The 16015-nt window shown below is 62.1% G+C and carries 15 protein-coding genes; 10 read left to right on the plus strand and 5 right to left on the minus strand.

The window, feature by feature from the left end:
- Nucleotides 1-76: 76 nt before the first annotated feature.
- Together NW862_RS07485 and NW862_RS07490 are read right to left on the minus strand one after the other, a co-directional pair.
- Nucleotides 77-580, minus strand: a complete 504-nt coding sequence (locus NW862_RS07485; protein WP_414332547.1) for a GNAT family N-acetyltransferase — start codon at nucleotides 578-580, stop codon at nucleotides 77-79.
- A 79-nt stretch (nucleotides 581-659) separates the two neighbouring features.
- Nucleotides 660-1127 (minus strand): SRPBCC family protein, encoded by a 468-nt coding sequence (locus NW862_RS07490; protein WP_414332545.1) that lies wholly within the window; start codon nucleotides 1125-1127, stop codon nucleotides 660-662.
- Nucleotides 1128-1413: 286 nt separating this feature from the next.
- On the opposite strand from NW862_RS07490, the gene NW862_RS07495 reads away from it, so the two are divergent.
- A complete protein-coding gene (locus NW862_RS07495; RefSeq protein ID WP_414332543.1) occupies nucleotides 1414-2184 on the plus strand; it encodes a DUF502 domain-containing protein in 771 nt (256 codons plus the stop codon).
- Here NW862_RS07495 and NW862_RS07500 read toward each other — a convergent pair whose 3' ends face one another.
- Nucleotides 2185-2514 carry a TIGR03792 family protein gene (locus NW862_RS07500; protein ID WP_414332541.1) on the minus strand — a complete coding sequence of 110 codons (330 nt, stop codon included), beginning with the start codon at nucleotides 2512-2514 and terminating at the stop codon, nucleotides 2185-2187.
- Between the two features lie 24 nt (nucleotides 2515-2538).
- Entirely contained in the window at nucleotides 2539-3873 is a 1335-nt protein-coding gene (aroA, locus tag NW862_RS07505; protein ID WP_414427072.1) for a 3-phosphoshikimate 1-carboxyvinyltransferase, read from the minus strand.
- 673 nt (nucleotides 3874-4546) lie between these two features.
- On the opposite strand from aroA, the gene NW862_RS07510 reads away from it, so the two are divergent.
- The 7 genes from NW862_RS07510 to NW862_RS07540 all read left to right on the plus strand — a co-directional run bounded on the left by NW862_RS07510 (nucleotide 4547) and on the right by NW862_RS07540 (nucleotide 10304).
- The gene (locus NW862_RS07510; protein ID WP_414348433.1) at nucleotides 4547-5014 is read left to right on the plus strand and encodes a hypothetical protein; all 468 of its coding nucleotides are present in this window, start codon (nucleotides 4547-4549) and stop codon (nucleotides 5012-5014) included.
- A gap of 203 nt (nucleotides 5015-5217) precedes the next feature.
- Complete coding sequence (locus NW862_RS07515) at nucleotides 5218-6210, plus strand: leishmanolysin-related zinc metalloendopeptidase (RefSeq protein ID WP_414427073.1); 993 nt, start codon at nucleotides 5218-5220, stop codon at nucleotides 6208-6210.
- Nucleotides 6211-6212: 2 nt separating this feature from the next.
- On the plus strand, nucleotides 6213-6596 hold the full coding sequence (locus tag NW862_RS07520; RefSeq protein ID WP_414332533.1) for a hypothetical protein: 384 nt from the start codon (nucleotides 6213-6215) through the stop codon (nucleotides 6594-6596).
- 66 nt (nucleotides 6597-6662) lie between these two features.
- Entirely contained in the window at nucleotides 6663-6998 is a 336-nt protein-coding gene (locus NW862_RS07525) for a hypothetical protein (protein ID WP_414368083.1), read from the plus strand.
- Entirely contained in the window at nucleotides 6998-7891 is an 894-nt protein-coding gene (locus NW862_RS07530; RefSeq protein ID WP_414332529.1) for a DMT family transporter, read from the plus strand. The genes NW862_RS07525 and NW862_RS07530 overlap by 1 nt, the downstream gene beginning before the upstream one ends.
- A 4-nt stretch (nucleotides 7892-7895) precedes the next feature.
- The gene (locus NW862_RS07535; RefSeq protein WP_414332527.1) at nucleotides 7896-8978 is read left to right on the plus strand and encodes a glycosyl transferase; all 1083 of its coding nucleotides are present in this window, start codon (nucleotides 7896-7898) and stop codon (nucleotides 8976-8978) included.
- Nucleotides 8979-9008: 30 nt separating this feature from the next.
- Nucleotides 9009-10304, plus strand: a complete 1296-nt coding sequence (locus NW862_RS07540; RefSeq protein WP_414427074.1) for a class I SAM-dependent methyltransferase — start codon at nucleotides 9009-9011, stop codon at nucleotides 10302-10304.
- Between the two features lie 37 nt (nucleotides 10305-10341).
- Here NW862_RS07540 and NW862_RS07545 read toward each other — a convergent pair whose 3' ends face one another.
- Nucleotides 10342-11121, minus strand: a complete 780-nt coding sequence (locus NW862_RS07545) for a hypothetical protein (RefSeq protein WP_414332523.1) — start codon at nucleotides 11119-11121, stop codon at nucleotides 10342-10344.
- A 280-nt stretch (nucleotides 11122-11401) separates the two neighbouring features.
- Here NW862_RS07545 and NW862_RS07550 point away from each other — a divergent pair, with 280 nt between their 5' ends.
- Together NW862_RS07550 and NW862_RS07555 are read left to right on the plus strand one after the other, a co-directional pair.
- Nucleotides 11402-12697: an efflux RND transporter periplasmic adaptor subunit gene (locus NW862_RS07550; protein ID WP_414368072.1), complete on the plus strand. Its 1296-nt coding sequence runs from the start codon at nucleotides 11402-11404 to the stop codon at nucleotides 12695-12697.
- 55 nt (nucleotides 12698-12752) lie between these two features.
- Nucleotides 12753-15950 (plus strand): efflux RND transporter permease subunit, encoded by a 3198-nt coding sequence (locus NW862_RS07555; protein ID WP_414427075.1) that lies wholly within the window; start codon nucleotides 12753-12755, stop codon nucleotides 15948-15950.
- Nucleotides 15951-16015 lie beyond the last annotated feature (65 nt).

A 16015-nucleotide genomic window follows, 5' to 3' on the forward strand; every position in this document is an offset into this window, starting at 1 on the left:
CCCGAGGCCGAGCCAACCCACTGTTGTTCAAGATACACTCACCCACGCCTCTTCTTGCCCTGAGGCTCCCTGTTGGTCAGACCTGCTCCTGTTCGGCAGCCGGGATCAAAAACCCCAGCGGACGCCCGTGTAACACCAGAGTGGTGCTGGGATTTTCCACAAAACCAATTCGCTCGTAAAAGCCGCGCTGATGGGTGGTAAACAGGTAGATGCGCTCCACCGACTGCAGGTGGGGATGGCTGATCAGGGTTTCCACCAGCTTGCGCCCGATGCCCTGGCGGCGGTAGTCGTGATCAACCACAATGTCCCAGAGGACAGCCCGGTAAACCCCATCAGAGGTGGCGCGGCCAAAGCCGATCAGGCGCTCCCCGTCCCAGGCGCTGACCACCGGGTGGCTGTGGGCGATGGCCCGCTCCATCTCTTCCCGCCGGCGATTCTGGGCCCAAAAGGCGTTGCGGTTCAACAACAGCAGGAGCTGCTCCAGATCCAGATCGCCCCGCTCCAGGGAGAAGCGAATGTTGCGGTTGTCCACCGGTTGATGAGAAAGGGCGATGACAGGCTCAGGAGGGGGATCGGACATAGATTCAGACCTTGGCAGCAGCGAGAGTTAACAAGGAATCAAGGGGTCGTCGCAAAACGGAGAACAAACCTGGCCAGGGCTAGCTGGCCGGAGTATTGCTGGCGCTCGCTCCCGCCTGCTCTAGGGCATAGGCTTTGAAGCGCTCCAAGTCCGCCTGGATGGTGCTCTCCACAACTTTGCCCACAAACAGGCCATCCAAGATCTTGCCCAGGATCCCCGGGATCTTGTAGGCCACCGACAGCTTAACAATGGTACTGCCCTTGCGGTCGTAAAAGCGCAGTGCCCCGCGATTGGGCAAGCCTTCCACCGATTGCCAGCCGATGTGCTGGTGTTTCACCACCGTGTGGGTGCGGGAGATCCAACTGAAGGTGAGGCCGCGCGTATCCAGCGTCCACCGCGATAGCTCGTGATCCAGCAGTTCCACTGAGCGGATCCACTTCATCCAGCGCGGCATGAGGGCAAGGTTGGCCCACAGCTCCCACACCTGCTCGATGGGAACCGGCACCTCCACCTGACAGGTGTGCTCTAACCAATCTGACTCGGACATGGGGCCTCCCACACGACATCCGGCAGAACTATCCCAGGGCTTGGCCACAGCGCCTCGGGACAGGCTCCCCGCTTTACAAAATTTTATATCGACCTAAGATAGCATTATCGGCCTCATGAAAGTTCGGGGCTCTGCACTTTCTGGCAGCCCGGTTGTTGGGTCCGAGCAAGTTGTAGCTGCCCCCATAGGGGCAAGGCAGAAGGCAGGTATGATGATTGCCATCTGCAAGCTTCACTTACGTCGGCTCGGTGCGTCCACTCATTTGACTTGATGGAACGACCTCACCATGGTTTCTCAATGGAAACAGCATCTTAAGAACTATTTCGTGGCGGGTTTGCTGGTGGTGATCCCTCTGGCAACCACGATTTGGCTAACGGTGGAGGTGGCCACCTGGAGCATCGGCTTTTTGACCAGCATTCCCAAGCAGTTTAATCCCATCCAGGGGCTGCACCCCATTTTGATCAACCTCATCGATCTGGCGGTGGGCTTGTTGACGCCGGTTGTGTTCATCCTGCTGATCGGCTTCATGGCCCGCAACATTGTCGGCCAGTGGCTGCTCAACCTGAGCGAGCAGTTGCTCCACGCCATCCCGGTGGCGGGGTTGGTCTACAAGACCCTGAAGCAATTGGTCAGCGTTTTGTTTGCCCCCAACAATCAGCGCTTTCGGCGGGTGGTGCTGGTGGAATATCCCCGGCCTGGGGCTTGGGCGCTGGCCTTTGTAACCGGCACCATTCAAACCCCAATCCGGCCGGATGGGCCGCAGCGCTCCCTCAGCCTGTTCGTGCCCACCACCCCTAACCCAACGACGGGCTGGTACGCCATCGTGCCGGAAGACCAGGTGGTGGAGGTGTTCATGCCGGTAGAGGACGCTTTCAAGATGCTCATCTCCGGTGGGATCGTGACCCCGGAAACTTTTGAGGCCGGGCTGCAACGGCGCGAAGGGGCCCTGGCCATGCCCAGCCTGCGGGAGTTGGTGGAACAAGAGCGGGCGGCGGCATCCGCTAGAGCCGACTCAATGGAACCCGAAGTGGGCTTTGAGAGCCAAAGGATCCCCTAATCAGGCTTGTCCTTCTCCCAATAGGTCGGGCTGCCAGAGCTGGTATTCTTTGGCCTGCTCCAGGCGTACATAAAAAGGCTGCATCTGCCGATCCAACCTCTCCACTTGGTCGGGAGAGAAGGCTTTCCAGGCAGCACGGCTGGCCCAGCGGAGGATGAGGTGAACAAGTTCGGGATCCTCTTGGTCCAGCCAGACTTCTTTGCCCAAAAAGCCCGGCTGTTGTCGCAGGGCAGGCCCCCAGATCCGCTCGTCTTCCTGAATGAAGGCCATCTGGCCGCCGGGAGGAACCCGGAAGCAGAGGTGTTCGATGGCGATGGGCTGGTCTGACATCGGCAAAAGTTGGCTCTTGGCTGGCTAGGACGCGGACGAAGGGTTGATCAGCCGCTGCAGGGTGGGGATGAAGTCGGGGTAGGAGATGCGGGCACAGTCGGCCCCTCGAAGGGTGGTGGATCCCTGGGCGGCCAGGGCGGCCACCATCAGGCTCATGGCGATGCGGTGATCGGCGTGGCTGTCCACCTCGGCCCCTTGCAACGGGATCCCGCCTTTGATTTCCAGGCCGTCGGGATACTCGGTGACCTGGGCCCCCATCCGGCTGAGTTCCTGGGCGATGGCCGCCAAGCGGTCGCTCTCTTTAACCCGCAATTCCGCCGCATCGCGAATGACCGTAGTCCCCTCGGCAAAAGCTGCCGCCACCGCCAAAACCGGGATCTCGTCGATTAGCGTGGGAATGAGATCGCCACCAATGCTGCAGCCCCGCAAGCGAGCCGAGCGCACCCGCAGATCCCCCAGGGGTTCACCCGCCATCTCTCGCCGGTTCTCCACTTGAATATCGGCCCCCATCTCCTGCAACACCTGCAGCACGCCGGTGCGGCTGGGGTTGAGGCCCACATCCTGCAGCAGCAACTCGCTCTCCGGCACAATCGAGGCGGCCACCAGCCAAAAGGCTGCTGAGCTGATGTCCCCCGGTACCTGCACCGTCTGGCCCACCAGGCGGGATCCTCCCACCACAGCCACGGTTTTCGCCTCGACATCGACGTGGATCTGGGCGCCAAAGGCCCGCAGCATCCGCTCCGAGTGGTCGCGGGAGAGGGCCGGCTCTGTAACTTGCGTGGTGCCTTCTGCCAAAAGGCCCGCCAGCAACAGACAGGACTTCACCTGGGCCGAGGCCACCGGCGAGTGGTAGTGAATTCCCTGCAGGGATCCCCCCTGCACCGCTAAAGGAGCCAAGGTGCCCCCCGCCCGCCCCCAGATGTTGGCTCCCATCTGCCGCAGCGGCTCCACCACCCGCCCCATGGGCCGTGAGCGCAGGGAGCGATCCCCAGTGACAGCAAAAAAGCGCCCCCGCTGGCCGGCCAGAATCCCTAGCATCAGGCGCAGGGTGGTGCCGGAATTGCCGGCGTCTAAGACATCTGTCGGCTCCTGCAGGCGATCCAAGCCCACCCCTTGAATGCGGACGCACTCGCTGTTGAGCTCGGGGATCCCAGCCCCTAGCGCCCGAAAACAGGCCGCCGTACTGCGAGGATCCTCCCCCAGCAGCAGCCCGTGAATGACGGTTTCCCCTTCCGCCAGGGATCCCAGCATCAGGGCGCGGTGGGAGATGGACTTATCGCCTGGAACCTTGATTTGGCCGCGCAGGCCACGGACTGGCGAAAGTGTCAGGAGGTCGGGAGAAGAGGCGGTGGTCAGCACAGGAGCCGTGACAGCAGATAAAGACAGGGGCAGTCTTGATCATACTCAGGCGTGGATCTGCACCGCTTTCGCCGGCGGTTGAACTCGGGAAAGACAGGCCGTCTTTTGACAGCAGCCCTTCTCGTCCTTGAGGATGAGCTTAACAACATGGATTCCTCGGTCGGGGCTTGGCCTCGGCCTTTTTTTTGCCAGCCCTGATTTTGCAGATGTTATCTACGATATCTAGTGCCTAAAGCTTCCCAGCCACTCATTCTCCCACAATATGCAGGCAATCTCGGCTGGCGGAACATCCATTGGCTTCTGTCGCCCTTGCCTGTAGATTGTGACTGAGCGGCGGCCTGTGATCTTTTCGGGAAGGCTGTGATAGAGTCAATAGGAGTTGTGAACGAGCTTTCCCAGAAAGCGGTCTAACGGTCTCAGGGCTGGGTGGCCAGAAGGGAGAAAGCGATCCTGTAGTCTCGGTAACTCAACAACTTTGCAGAGCAAGGCAAATTACCTTTCCTTTTTGGTTGGTTAAAGTTTTTGTCAAGTAGGATCCTCAGTTGCCGGTCAGCCACAGCCGTGCCTAAAATTGCCGAGGACTGGTGTTTTTCTAGAGGGTCTGTAGATACTATTGATTTTGCCTTCCTTTGGCCTGTTCTTCGCCCATTGACCTTTCGAGACCGACTGCCCTATGACAGATACTCATCCTTGTGCCCCCTGTATTGTGGATACGGGAACTTTGGTAAATAAGCGGGATATTTACCGGCTGCTATCCGATTTGGGACGTGTCCGTTACTTCGACATCGTGGATGGCATGGTACGCAAGCAGGGGGAAGGCTGCGTGATGGATGTTTTTCAGGATCCCACCGCCGCCACGCTGGTGGTAAATGGCAGCCTTTACCTGAATGTGAATAGCTTTGACTACGCCTGTCTGCGGGATCCTGCTGCGGCGGAGGAGCTTGCTGACCTGGGTAAGGAGCGAGCGGGCGTGGTTATTGACTTGGTTCAGGACAGCCGCATCTTGCGCTTGGTCCCCCTGGTGGAGCCGCGGTCGGATCCCGCGGAACTTTTGGGGGATAACCGGGCGTTGCAGGCGGCAGTGGACGTTTTGGCCGCAGGCTGGGGCATAGAGGAAAGTTCTTCTGACTCCCTAGAATAAAGGATTCTAACCCGAAGAATTAGGCCGCCCATCTCGTCCTGAAGTTGGCCGGCACAGTGTGATGCAGATCATTCTTGGGAGGCGGGTCGCAGCCGGTATGATCCACTTGACTCGGAGAGCTTTTCGAGTTTGGGGGTGGTGTGCAGGTTTTTTCAAGGCGACGGCAGCTTCTGGGCAGAGTAGGGGGTCTGTTCGGATTCCTGGTGGCTGTGCTTCTGGTACTGGCGCTCAAGGCTTGCGGGGGAAGTGGTGGTTCCTCTTCGGTAAGTGTCATTCCCGCTCCCACAACCGTCATTCCCACCTCTACTCCAACTGTCGTTCTCACCCCTACCCCGACTGTTTTCCCTTCGCCGACGGCTACCTCTGTTCCCCAGTTCGCGATTGACGTTCGTTTTCCCGACAACAGCCTCACTCCCAGCCAGCAAGCCATTGTCCGCAGCGCGGCCTTGAGGTGGCAGGAGATCATCGTCGGGGATCAGCCGGATCTACGGCCCACCAACATCCGGGCCGGCGAGTGTGCCGCGGGGTTTCCCAGCACAGCGCTCAATTTTCCCATCGACGATCTGCTAGTGGAGGTGCGGGCAAGAGACCTGGGCAACGAGCGGATTTTGGGGGGAGCAGCTCCCTGTTTTGTGCGGGCCTCCAATGGCCTGCCTTTCTACTCTGTGGTTGTGTTCAACAGCCAAAACCTCTCGGCTTTGGAAGAGCGGGGTGACCTGCCCATTACTGCTTTGCACGAGTTGGGCCATGCGCTTGGCTTTTTGCCCAGCGTCTGGGATCCCAAGGGGCTGACGGTGGGCTTGGTGGGGCGGGATCAGCCGACGCCGCCGGGCTATGACCCCCACTTTATTGGCCCGCGGGCGGTTGCCGCTTTTACCACGTTGGGGGGGAATGCCCCTTCTGTTCCCTTAGAGAACCAGTTTGGGGAGGGATCCCGCGATTCCCACTGGCGGGAGAGCGTCTTGGGTCGGGAGCTGATGACCACCCGCCTCGACCGGGGGGTGCCCAATCCCTTAAGCATCCTTACGGTGGGAGCGATGGCAGATATGGGCTACGCAGTGAACCCGGCGGCAGCCGATGGCTTTGAGCTGGGGCGCAGCCGGCCCCTCTCGGAACCCCTGGAGCTGCAGGAGCTGGAGCTGGCCCTACCGCTGCGGCGCTTCGATGCCACAGGCAGACCGGTGGGGGATCCCTGAGGTTGAAAAAAGCATATCTACCTATAGCCAAGCTGCCCGTTCTTAACAATAATGAGTGGCCAGTTGCAGAACGTTACGACATCGGCAAAATGGGCATTCTCAAAAAGCTGTTCGGCGGTCTTTTTTCCTTCTTTGGCATTCTCTTCGGCGGTCTGGTGGATTTTGTAACCGGGCCTTTTCGCTCGGCGCCTGGACAATCCGCTCCAAGCCAGTCGGCAACTTCCTCTAACTCTGCGGCAACGGCTGCGCCTGCCAAGCCCAAAGTGGTGGTCGAAAGGCCCTTTGTGCCCAACGAGATCCCGGCTCCGCGTCCTAACCGTCGCCCTGGCCCAGCTCTAGATCTGTTCCGCGCCATGGCCCAAGAGATCCCGTCGGCGCGGGCCTAGCTTGCCCTGCTTTTGGGGAGCAGCTCGTAAGATGGAGATGGCCCTGTATTCTGGAGACTGCTCCCTATGTCGGATCTTTCTTTCTCAGAACAAGAACGGCTAAAACAGCTTGAGCGCGAACTGGAGCAGGCGGCTGCGGCCTCTGGGGCGCTGAGCTCGTCTCAGGGGAAAAATGCCGTTCGCACTTGGGCTGAGTGGGGGCGTCCACTGCTGACGGTTTTGGCCATTTTGGGCTGTATCTTGCTGGTGGGGCTGGTCTTCCGGGTTTTCACCACTGTTCTCAAGTGGGCGGTGGTGGCGGGTCTGGGCTACCTGCTCTACGTCTGGGTGGTGGCGCCACGGCTGGGCCTTCCCACTGGAGCGAGGCCAAAGGCAGAAGACAGGGATCTGGACAGCTTTTGATGCGCAGGGATCCCTGGCGGGCCCGCGCCTACCTGGCGGCGGCTATCTTGGGCTGGGCCACAGCGGCCAGCGCCTTTAAGTTCGGGTTGCAGCACCTCTCACCGACGGTCTTGCTGATTTTTTCGGCGTGTAGCTCCTGCCTAATCTTGGGGATGGTTCTGGTGGTAACAGGGCGGGCGCCTCTTGTCCGCCAGCAGAAGGGATCCCAAATTGGCCTGTCGGCGCTGCAGGGGCTGCTCAACCCGTTTGGCTACTACGGGGTGCTCTTCCAAGCCTATGATCGCCTCTCGGCCCAGGCGGCACTGGCTTTAAATTACACCTGGCCGCTGCTGCTGGCTCTCTTGGCGGTGCCGCTGTTGGGGGAGCGCCTGCGCGGGCGGCTGCTGCTGGCTTTGGGAACGAGCCTGGTGGGGGTGGTGCTGGTGGCCACGGGGGGCTCCTGGGGCACCCTGCAAGTGGAGGATCCCTGGGGAGTGGGACTGGCGGTGGGCAGCGCCGCTATTTGGGCCCTCTACTGGCTGCTCAATGTGCGGGATGGACGGGATGCCGTGCTGAAGTTGTTCCTGGGGTTTGTCTTCGGCAGCGGCTATTGCCTGGCGCTATTGCCGTTGCAGGAGCTGAGGTGGACTCTAGCAGGGCTGGGCTGGGCGGCCTACATCGGCTTGGCGGAGATGGGCCTGACTTTTGTGTTCTGGCTGCGGGCGCTGGAGCTGGCGGACGAGCGCGGATCCCTGGCCAATTGGGTCTATGTCACGCCATTCCTGTCGCTGGGGTTGATCGCGGTGCTGTTGCAGGAGCCGATCGCGCCAGGATCGCTGCTGGGCCTGGGCCTCATCTTGGCCAGCAACCTCTGGGGATCCCGGCGGGAAAAGTCTCAGCCTGTGCTTTCCTAAGGCTATGGCGGTGAATCCAGTTCCTCTCTATGTGGCGGCAACGGCCCATGGGTTTGGGCACGTCACCCGGCTGACGGCGGTGGTGAACACTTTGCGGCGGCGGGAGCCGCAGATCCTGCCCATTTGGGTGACGCCGGCTCCCGCTTGGCTGCTGGAGCGCTACGGGGAAGGGGAGTTTCTGCATCGGCCCCGCGCTTTGGACGTGGGGGTGGTGCAGCCGGATGGGCTGCAGGCGGATCTGCCGGCGACGTTAGCGGCCCTGCGGGCGTTCCAAGCGGGGTCTGCCGACCTCATCCGAGAAGAGGCGGAGTTCATCCGCAGCCAGGGGGTGCCGTTGCTGCTAGGGGATGTGCCCCCCATTGCCGCCGCCATTGCCGAGGCCGCCGGGATCCCCTGCTGGATGGCCAGCAACTTCGGCTGGGACTTTATCTATCAAGAGTACGGCCCCCAGTTTCAGCCCTTTGTAAGCTGGATCCGCGAGCTGTACGGGCGCTGCCAGCGGCTGTTTCGCCTGCCCTTTGCTGAGCCTATGGGCGCCTTTCCCCACCAGGAACCCGTGGGGTTGACGGGGTCGGATCCCCGCTACTTGGCTGAGGAGGTGGCCCAGCGCCTAGGGCTGGAGCGGGAGCGGCCCACGGTTTTGTTGACCTTTGGCGGGCTGGGGCTGCAGGGCTTGCCCTACGAGCGGCTTTTGGATTTTCCCGACTGGCAGTTTCTCACCTTCGACCCCAAGGCTCCCCCTCTGCCTAACCTGCAGATTCTGGACGGGCAGAGGTGGCGCCCGGTGGATGTCATGCCCCTCTGCCGCTGGGTGGTGTCCAAGCCGGGCTATGGCACCCTAGCGGAGGCGCTGCGCTGTGGGATCCCCATGGCCTGTGTCAACCGTTCCAGCTTTGCCGAGTCGCCCCTCTTGGTGGAGGGATTGCGGCGCTACGGCTGGCATCGTATCCTCTCGCCGGAAGAGTTCTTTGCGGGATCCTGGGACTTCTTGCGGGATCCCCCTCACCCACCCCAGGCGTCGGAGGAGCTGGATCGCAAGGGCAATGAGGCCATTGCCGACGCTATTGCGGCGTTCCTGAGGCAGTAGCATAGGGAGCAGCTTCCTGGAGTGGATCCCATGGCCGGCAGCACAACCGAGTCTTTGCGGCAACTCTACGAGGAACTGCCCTATCCCAACGTACCCATTGAGGCGTCGGGCCGCAGCGCCATCGGTAGTCTGTACCGCCTGAGCTGGACGACGGCCCAATACGCCCGTACCCGCGCCATCCTGCCCAGCGAGGGGATCGCCATCCTCAACGTCGGCTGTGGCTCCGGCTGGGAGACCTTGATCTTGGCGGAGGCCAACCCAGGGGCGCGGCTGGTGGCCTGCGACCTCTCGCCGGCGTCGGTGCAGGCAACGGAGCGGCGCCTGCGCTACCACGGCTTTGGGGAGGTGGAGCTGCATGCCCTCAACCTGTTGGAGATTGAACAACTGGGGCAGCAGTTTGACTTCATCAGCCTCAACGACGTGCTCTATCTGCTTGAGGATCCCGTGGCGGGCTTGAAGGCGCTTAAGCGGGTGCTCAAGCCGGACGGGATCTTGCGGGCCAACCTGCACCACGCCTACCAGCGGCAGGTGATCTTCCGCCTGCAGGAGGCGTTTCGGCTGCTGGGCCTGTTTGAGCTGCCCACCCCCGAAGCCTGCCGGCGGGTGCGGGAGTTCATGGCCAGCCTGGCCTCTGACGAGCTACGCGCTGCCCTGCACTGGGATCCCCAGATCTACAGCGACGACACCAACATCCGCGCCAACTACCTCTTACCCGGCGACAAAGGGTTTTTGCTCCCGGATCTCCTGCGCATGCTTCAAGAGGCGGAGCTGGGCTTGGTTTGCCTAGTGGACTACGCCGACTGGGATCCGACGCTGCTCTTCAAAGACAGGGCCATGCCGGCTTGGCTGCAGGCGGAGCTGGACAAGCTTTCCCCTGCCGAGCAAAACCACTTCTACGAGCTAATCTACCCCAACCACCGCCTAATCGACTTTTGGGCGGAGCACCCCGGCTCTTCCCTGGTCTTGCCCTGGAGCGACGCCGACTGGCTGGAGGGCAGGGTGCAGCTCAACCCCATCCTGATGGACAACGCCGAGTTTCGCCACAACTTTGCCCAGGCCCACGACAAGAAGCTGGAGTTTGCCATGAACTGGCCGGGGGCCAGCCGTGGGCGCCTGACCATACCAGCCCCCCAGATGGCCTGGCTGGGATCCCTGTTGCAGGGGCCAGTGGCGGTGGCCGGCCTGATCGAGCAGGCGGCCCAAGCCCATCGGATCGACCAGGAAGCGGCCCAGGAGCAGGTGCTCACCTACCTGGCAGGGCTGGAGTCGTTTCTGTTTGTGATGTTGGATCCCAGCCCAGCTTCTCTTGCCGAAGAAGGGATTTGAAATGGCGGCAATCTTGGGCCTGCAGGGGAGAGGATCCCTAGCGGTCCACCAGGCGCAGCTCAAAGGTAAGAATGTTGGCGGCCAAAATCTCCAAAGCTCCCCCCTCGATGAGGTCGCGGGTGAGGGCAGCCCCAGAGCCACTTTGTTGGATCAATTCTCGGCTGCGGCGCACTGTCTCTTGCCGCTGGGGATCGTCCACAACCACCTGCCGCTGGTTGGAGAGGCTGAGGCGGTAGTAGTGGGGCAGCTCGCCACGGGTGGCGTCAATGGCCAGGTTGGTTTCTTCAGGAGCAACGCGGAAGGGGGCACGGGCGGTGAGCAGCGCCACCTGGATATCCTGATCCCGCCCGTCCAGGCCCTGGAGCTCGGAGATGTCGATCTGGAAGCGGAGGGTGTCGCGGTCGCGGCTGAGGCGCTCTGCCCGCACCTGGTTAAAGCCGACGGCAAACTCCCGCTCCGGCTCGCCAAACCGCTGGATGGTGGACTGCAAGACCGATTCTTCGTTGAGGGGGGTAACCCGGATGAGGTAGTCCCAGTTCTGGACAAAGGCATACTCATTGGGCCCGACGCGGACATTGGGATCCACCAGGTTGGCAGTGGGGCCAGGGCTGCCGGCCCGGCTGAGGGCCACCAGGTACCAATAGTTGGGGCTGATGGGCAAGCCCATGGTCATGCGCACTTCCAATACTGGCCGCGCCCAAGCAGCAACCGCCGTGAAGGCTGTGATGGCTGCTGCTCCGAGGCAGCTCCACAGCCAGTGCTGAGGACGACAGTCGAGCTGCAGCGGGCGAAACCAGGTTACGGCTACAGTCCTCATATCAACTTCCTCAACTGCAGCGACTTGCCTTCGCGTCAGGTAACAAAAGATCCGATGCTTGCGCAACAAGTTTAGAACCGTCTGGCCAAAGATGGCCGTTGTCCGGCGAGCTGGGGCTCTGGACGCTAAGCTGGGCTTTTGGCTAAGCATACACCTTAGTTCTGGATTGGGAAGGATGGCAAGCGCTTTTGCACAGGTGCAGGAAGGCACAGGCTCATTACCTTGGTTAGTTGAGCCAATGCAGAGAGGGGATGCCTCTGTTGTGGGAGCAGTTGTAATCATGAGGCGATTGCGAACAGCTCTGCCGCTGTTGTGTTTTTCTTTGCTGCTGGCTGCCTGTCGAGCGGGGGGGCCCCCTCGCGGCATGGAAGGCCGAGGAAGTGGACAAAGCCAGCCCACCCCGGTGGCCATCGGCGCCGTGGAAGAACGGCCCATTCAGGAGACTGCGGAGTTCATCGCCAGCCTCGGATCCCAGCAGGTGGCAAGCATCCGGCCCCAGGTGAGCGGCCAGGTAACCCAGGTGTTCGTGCGGCTGGGATCCCAGGTCTCTGCCGGGGCGCCCCTGTTTGCGATCGACAGCCGGCAGCAACAGGCGGCGGTGGCCGGCCAAACGGCGGGGATCGCGGCGGCCCAGGCCAACCTGGAGAGCAGCCGAGCCGTGCTCAGCCAGTTGCGGGCGGAGCGGCTGCGGCTGGAGGCGGCGGCAGAGTTCGCCCAGGAGCAGCACGAGCGCAACCTGCGCCTCTTGGCCGAGGGGGCTATTAGCCAGGCGCAAGCGGATCAGTCCAGCCGCGATCTGCGCCAGGCGGAGGCAGCCTTGGCGGCCCAGCAGGAGCAGATCCGGGCCCAAGAGGCGGCCATCTTGCGGGCAGAGCGAGAGGTGGAGCGGGCCCGGGCCGAGGCGGAGCGGCAGCAGGTGCAACTGCAGTTTTTCCAGGTCACGGCTCCCTTTGCCGGCATTGTCGGCGAGGTGTTGGTGCGGCAGGGGGATTATGTGACACCCCAGACGGTTTTGACCACCCTGACCCAAACCCAGGCGCTGGAGCTGAACCTGAACATCCCGCTGCAGCAGGCCCCCCGCCTGCGCATCGGCACGCCGGTGCAGATCCTAGATAGCGGCGGCGAGGTCATCGGCACCAGCCAAGTCTCTTTCATTGCGCCTGAAGCGGATCCCGGCACGCAGTCGGTCCTGGCCAAGGCCTTGCTGGAGAACCCCGCCGGCCAGTTGCGTAACGCCCAGTTTGTGCGAACCCGCATCGTCTGGGAGGAGCGGCCAGCTTTGTTGGTGCCGGTGACGGCGGTAGCCCGTCTGGGCGCCCAAACCTTTGTCTACACGGTGCAGACTGCAGATCCTGCAGAAGAGGGCCAGCCCCCTGGAGCGGTGGCGGTGCAAAAGCCGGTGCGGCTGGGATCCATCCACGGCAACAGCTACGAGGTGCTGGAGGGGCTGCAGGCCAATGAGCCGATTGTGCTGAGCGGCCTGCAAAAAATCCGCGATGGCGCCCCCATCGTCGATGAGGTGCTTTTGCAGCAGAGGAGGCAAGGAGGAGGGAGACCACCTGGATCCCCGCCCTAGATCTCCCCTCTTGAGCTCGGCCACTCCCTTCTACTCCTCATGCGGATCCCTGTCTATGTTTGTTGACTTTTTCATTCGCCGCCCTGTCTTTGCCAGCGTCTGCTCCATCCTAATCGTGCTGGTGGGAGCGGTGAGCATCCCCCTGTTGCCGGTGGACTACTACCCGCAGGTGGCGCCGCCGGCAGTGACGGTGACCGCTGTTTACCCCGGGGCCGATGCCGAGACGGTGGAGACGGCGGTGACGAATGTGCTGGAGCAGGAGATCAACGGCGTCGAGGGCATCCGGTACATCTCCTCGGTCAGCAGCAGCAACGGCACCAGCCAGATCACCGTCACCTTCAGCCCGGATCGGGATCTGGACACAGCAGCTGTGGATGTGCAGAACCGGGTGGCACGCGTGCAGGCGCGGCTGCCGGCAGAAGTGATTCAAAACGGCCTCAGCGTGGAAAAGGCGGGCGATAGCGCTTTTGTGCAGGTGGTGGCGCTGCGCTCAGAGGCGGGGGAATACGACGAGCTGTTTGTGAGCAACTACGCCGAGCTGTTCGTGCGGGATGCCCTGCGGCGCATCCGTGGCGTTAGCGATGTCATCGTCTTTGGGGAGCGCACCTATGCCATGCGCATCTGGTTGGATCCGACGCGGCTGGCCGGCTACGGGCTGACGGCGCTGGATGTGGTGAACGCGGTGCGCCAGCAGAATATCCAGGTGCCTGCCGGCCAAATCGGCAGCCAGCCCAGCCTGCCGGATCAGGAGTTTCAGATCAGCGTCCAGGCCACGGGTCGGCTTTCCCAGCCGGAGGAGTTTGCCCAAATTGTCCTCAAAGCCAGCCCAAATGGCGGCTTGGTGCGCATTGCCGACGTGGGCCGGGTGGAGCTGGGAGCCCGAAGTTACGATACGTTCTTCCGCATCGGCGGCCAGGAGGCGGTGGGGATCGCCATCACCAAGCAGCCGGATGCCAACGCCCTCGAGGTGTCGCGGCAGGTGCGGCAGACGTTGGCCGAGCTGGCGAAAAATTTCCCGCCCGGCTTGATCTACGAGATCGCCTTCGACGCCACGCTGTTCATCACCGAGTCGGTACAAGAGGTGATCTTCACCCTGCTCCAGGCTATCGTCCTGGTGGTGCTGGTGCTGTTTATCTTTTTGCAAGATTGGCGCATCACCCTTATCCCTACCGTCACGATCCCGGTGGCGCTGCTGGGGACGTTCGCCTTTGTGCGCCTATTCGGCTTTTCCATCAACACCCTGACCATGTTTGGCCTCACTTTGGCCACCGGTTTGGTGGTGGACGACACCATCGTGGTGGTGGAGAACATCTCCCGCTACATCCGCGACCGCGGCATGCGGCCTCTGCAGGGGGCCTCGGCGGGGATGAACGAGGTGCTGGGGGCGGTGATTGCCACGACGCTGGTGCTGCTGGGCTTGTTTGTGCCGATCGCGTTCTTTCCCGGCACCAGTGGCCGCATCTACCAGCAGTTTGCCGTCACCATTGCCGTATCGGTTTCCCTGTCTACGTTTAATGCCATTACCCTGGCCCCGGCGTTGTCGGCGCTGCTGATCCGCCCACGTTCTGAGCAGATGTTTTGGCTGTTGCGCTGGTTTGACCGGGCGGTGGAAGGGATCCGCGCCGCCTATCGCCGGCTGCTGGAGCTGGTGGTGAAGCTGCGGCTGGTGGTGGTGGCGGGGTTTGTCGCCTGTCTGGGCCTCACCTATTGGCTGTTCCAGATCGTGCCAACGGGGTTTGTGCCGGATGAGGATCAGGGCTTTTTCATCACCATTGTGCAGGGGCCGCCGGGGGTTTCGCTCAACTACACCGACCGGGTCATCCGGCAGGCCAGCGCCATTTTGGACGGGATCCCGGAAATCGAAAACCAGGTGATCGTGGGGGGGTTCAGCTTTACTGGGCCCTCGCCGGGGAACGGGTTGATCTTCGCCACCCTCAAGCCCTGGGACAAGCGGCGGCGACCGGAACAATCGGCGCAGGCGATTGTCAACCGGCTGTTCGGGCCCTTTTTGGGCGGGATCAGCCGCTCATTGGTGATCCCGATTTTGCCGCCAGCCATTCCCGATCTGGGAAACACGGGCGGGTTTACCTTCCAACTCCAGGATCGGGGGGTGAACGATTTCAACCTGCTGCAGCAGACGGCCAACGCCTTTTTCTTTGTGGGCAACTCGCCGCCCCCGCCGGGCCAGCCCCCCCTGGGCGTGCGGATTAATCCGCCCACCTTCAACGCCAACTCCCCCCGGTTGCAGGTCAAGGTGGATCGGGACATAGCGCAGGTGCTGGGGATCCCGCTGGCCGAGGTCTTCGGCACGCTACAGACGCTGCTGGGAGGCACCTATGTCAACGACTTTGACCTGTTCAACCGCAATTACCGGGTCTACGTCCAGGCGGACCAGGCTTTCCGGAGCAGCCCCGAACGTATTGGCCAGTTCTACGTGCGCGGTGGGCAGGGGCAGCTCTTGCCCTTGAGCACGTTGGTTCAGGTGGAGGAGACCACCGGCCCGGCGCTCATCAATCATTTCAACCTCTTCCGCTCGGCGGAGATCCAGGGCAGCCCGCTGCCGGGCTTCAGCTCGGGCCAGGCCATTCGGGCTATGGAAAGTCTGGCTGTCCGCTTGCTGCCCCAGGGGTTTGGCTTCGAGTGGTCGGGCCTGTCCTTAGAAGAGATCGAGTCGGGGGGGCAGGCGCCGCTGATCTTTGCTTTGGGGTCGGTGTTCGTCTTCCTGGTGCTGGCGGCCCAATTTGAGAGCTATGTGGATCCCTTGATCATTCTGCTGGCGGTGCCGCTGGCGGTTTTGGGGGCGCTCTCGGCCCAACTGCTGCGGGGCCTGGCCAACGACATCTTTTGCCAAGTGGGGCTGGTGATGTTGATCGGTCTGGCCAGCAAGAACTCGATCTTGATCGTGGAGTTTGCCAACCAACTGGTTGCCCAAGGGATCCCACTGGCCAAGGCCGCGATCCAGGCGGCGGAGACGCGTTTCCGCGCCATCCTCATGACGGCTTTGAGCACGATCCTGGGCATTTTCCCGCTGGCGGTGGCCAGTGGCGCCGGGGCTGCCAGCCGCCAATCTCTGGGCACGGCTGTTATCGGCGGTATGTTCGTCTCAACCCTACTCAGCCTGCTGGTGGTGCCGGTGCTGTATGTCGTCCTCAAAGGGATCCAAGCCCGGCTGTTGGGGGGAGCGACTGTGGATCTGGCGCATCTGCCGCCGCCAGAGGATCCCAAAGGTCTGCTGCCGGAAGAATCGACTTGACTGCAGGGCAAGACCTATGCTTGTGGATTCCAGCTTCTTCCAGGGACACAGAGGGATAGCGCAGA

This window comes from Synechococcus sp. H55.8 (assembly GCF_047462375.1).
In the GTDB taxonomy this organism is placed as follows: Bacteria; Cyanobacteriota; Cyanobacteriia; order Thermostichales; family Thermostichaceae; genus Thermostichus.

Excerpts from the sequence above, each read along its gene's own strand:
- NW862_RS07485 (WP_414332547.1), bottom strand. The coding sequence starts at position 580 with ATGTCCGATCCCCCTCCTGAGCCTGTCATCGCCCTTTCTCATCAACCG.
- NW862_RS07490 (WP_414332545.1), bottom strand. The coding sequence starts at position 1,127 with ATGTCCGAGTCAGATTGGTTAGAGCACACCTGTCAGGTGGAGGTGCCG.
- NW862_RS07495 (WP_414332543.1), top strand. The coding sequence starts at position 1,414 with ATGGTTTCTCAATGGAAACAGCATCTTAAGAACTATTTCGTGGCGGGT.
- NW862_RS07500 (WP_414332541.1), bottom strand. The coding sequence starts at position 2,514 with ATGTCAGACCAGCCCATCGCCATCGAACACCTCTGCTTCCGGGTTCCT.
- NW862_RS07510 (WP_414348433.1), top strand. The coding sequence starts at position 4,547 with ATGACAGATACTCATCCTTGTGCCCCCTGTATTGTGGATACGGGAACT.
- NW862_RS07525 (WP_414368083.1), top strand. The coding sequence starts at position 6,663 with ATGTCGGATCTTTCTTTCTCAGAACAAGAACGGCTAAAACAGCTTGAG.
- NW862_RS07530 (WP_414332529.1), top strand. The coding sequence starts at position 6,998 with ATGCGCAGGGATCCCTGGCGGGCCCGCGCCTACCTGGCGGCGGCTATC.
- NW862_RS07535 (WP_414332527.1), top strand. The coding sequence starts at position 7,896 with ATGGCGGTGAATCCAGTTCCTCTCTATGTGGCGGCAACGGCCCATGGG.
- NW862_RS07540 (WP_414427074.1), top strand. The coding sequence starts at position 9,009 with ATGGCCGGCAGCACAACCGAGTCTTTGCGGCAACTCTACGAGGAACTG.
- NW862_RS07545 (WP_414332523.1), bottom strand. The coding sequence starts at position 11,121 with ATGAGGACTGTAGCCGTAACCTGGTTTCGCCCGCTGCAGCTCGACTGT.
- NW862_RS07550 (WP_414368072.1), top strand. The coding sequence starts at position 11,402 with ATGAGGCGATTGCGAACAGCTCTGCCGCTGTTGTGTTTTTCTTTGCTG.
- NW862_RS07555 (WP_414427075.1), top strand. The coding sequence starts at position 12,753 with ATGTTTGTTGACTTTTTCATTCGCCGCCCTGTCTTTGCCAGCGTCTGC.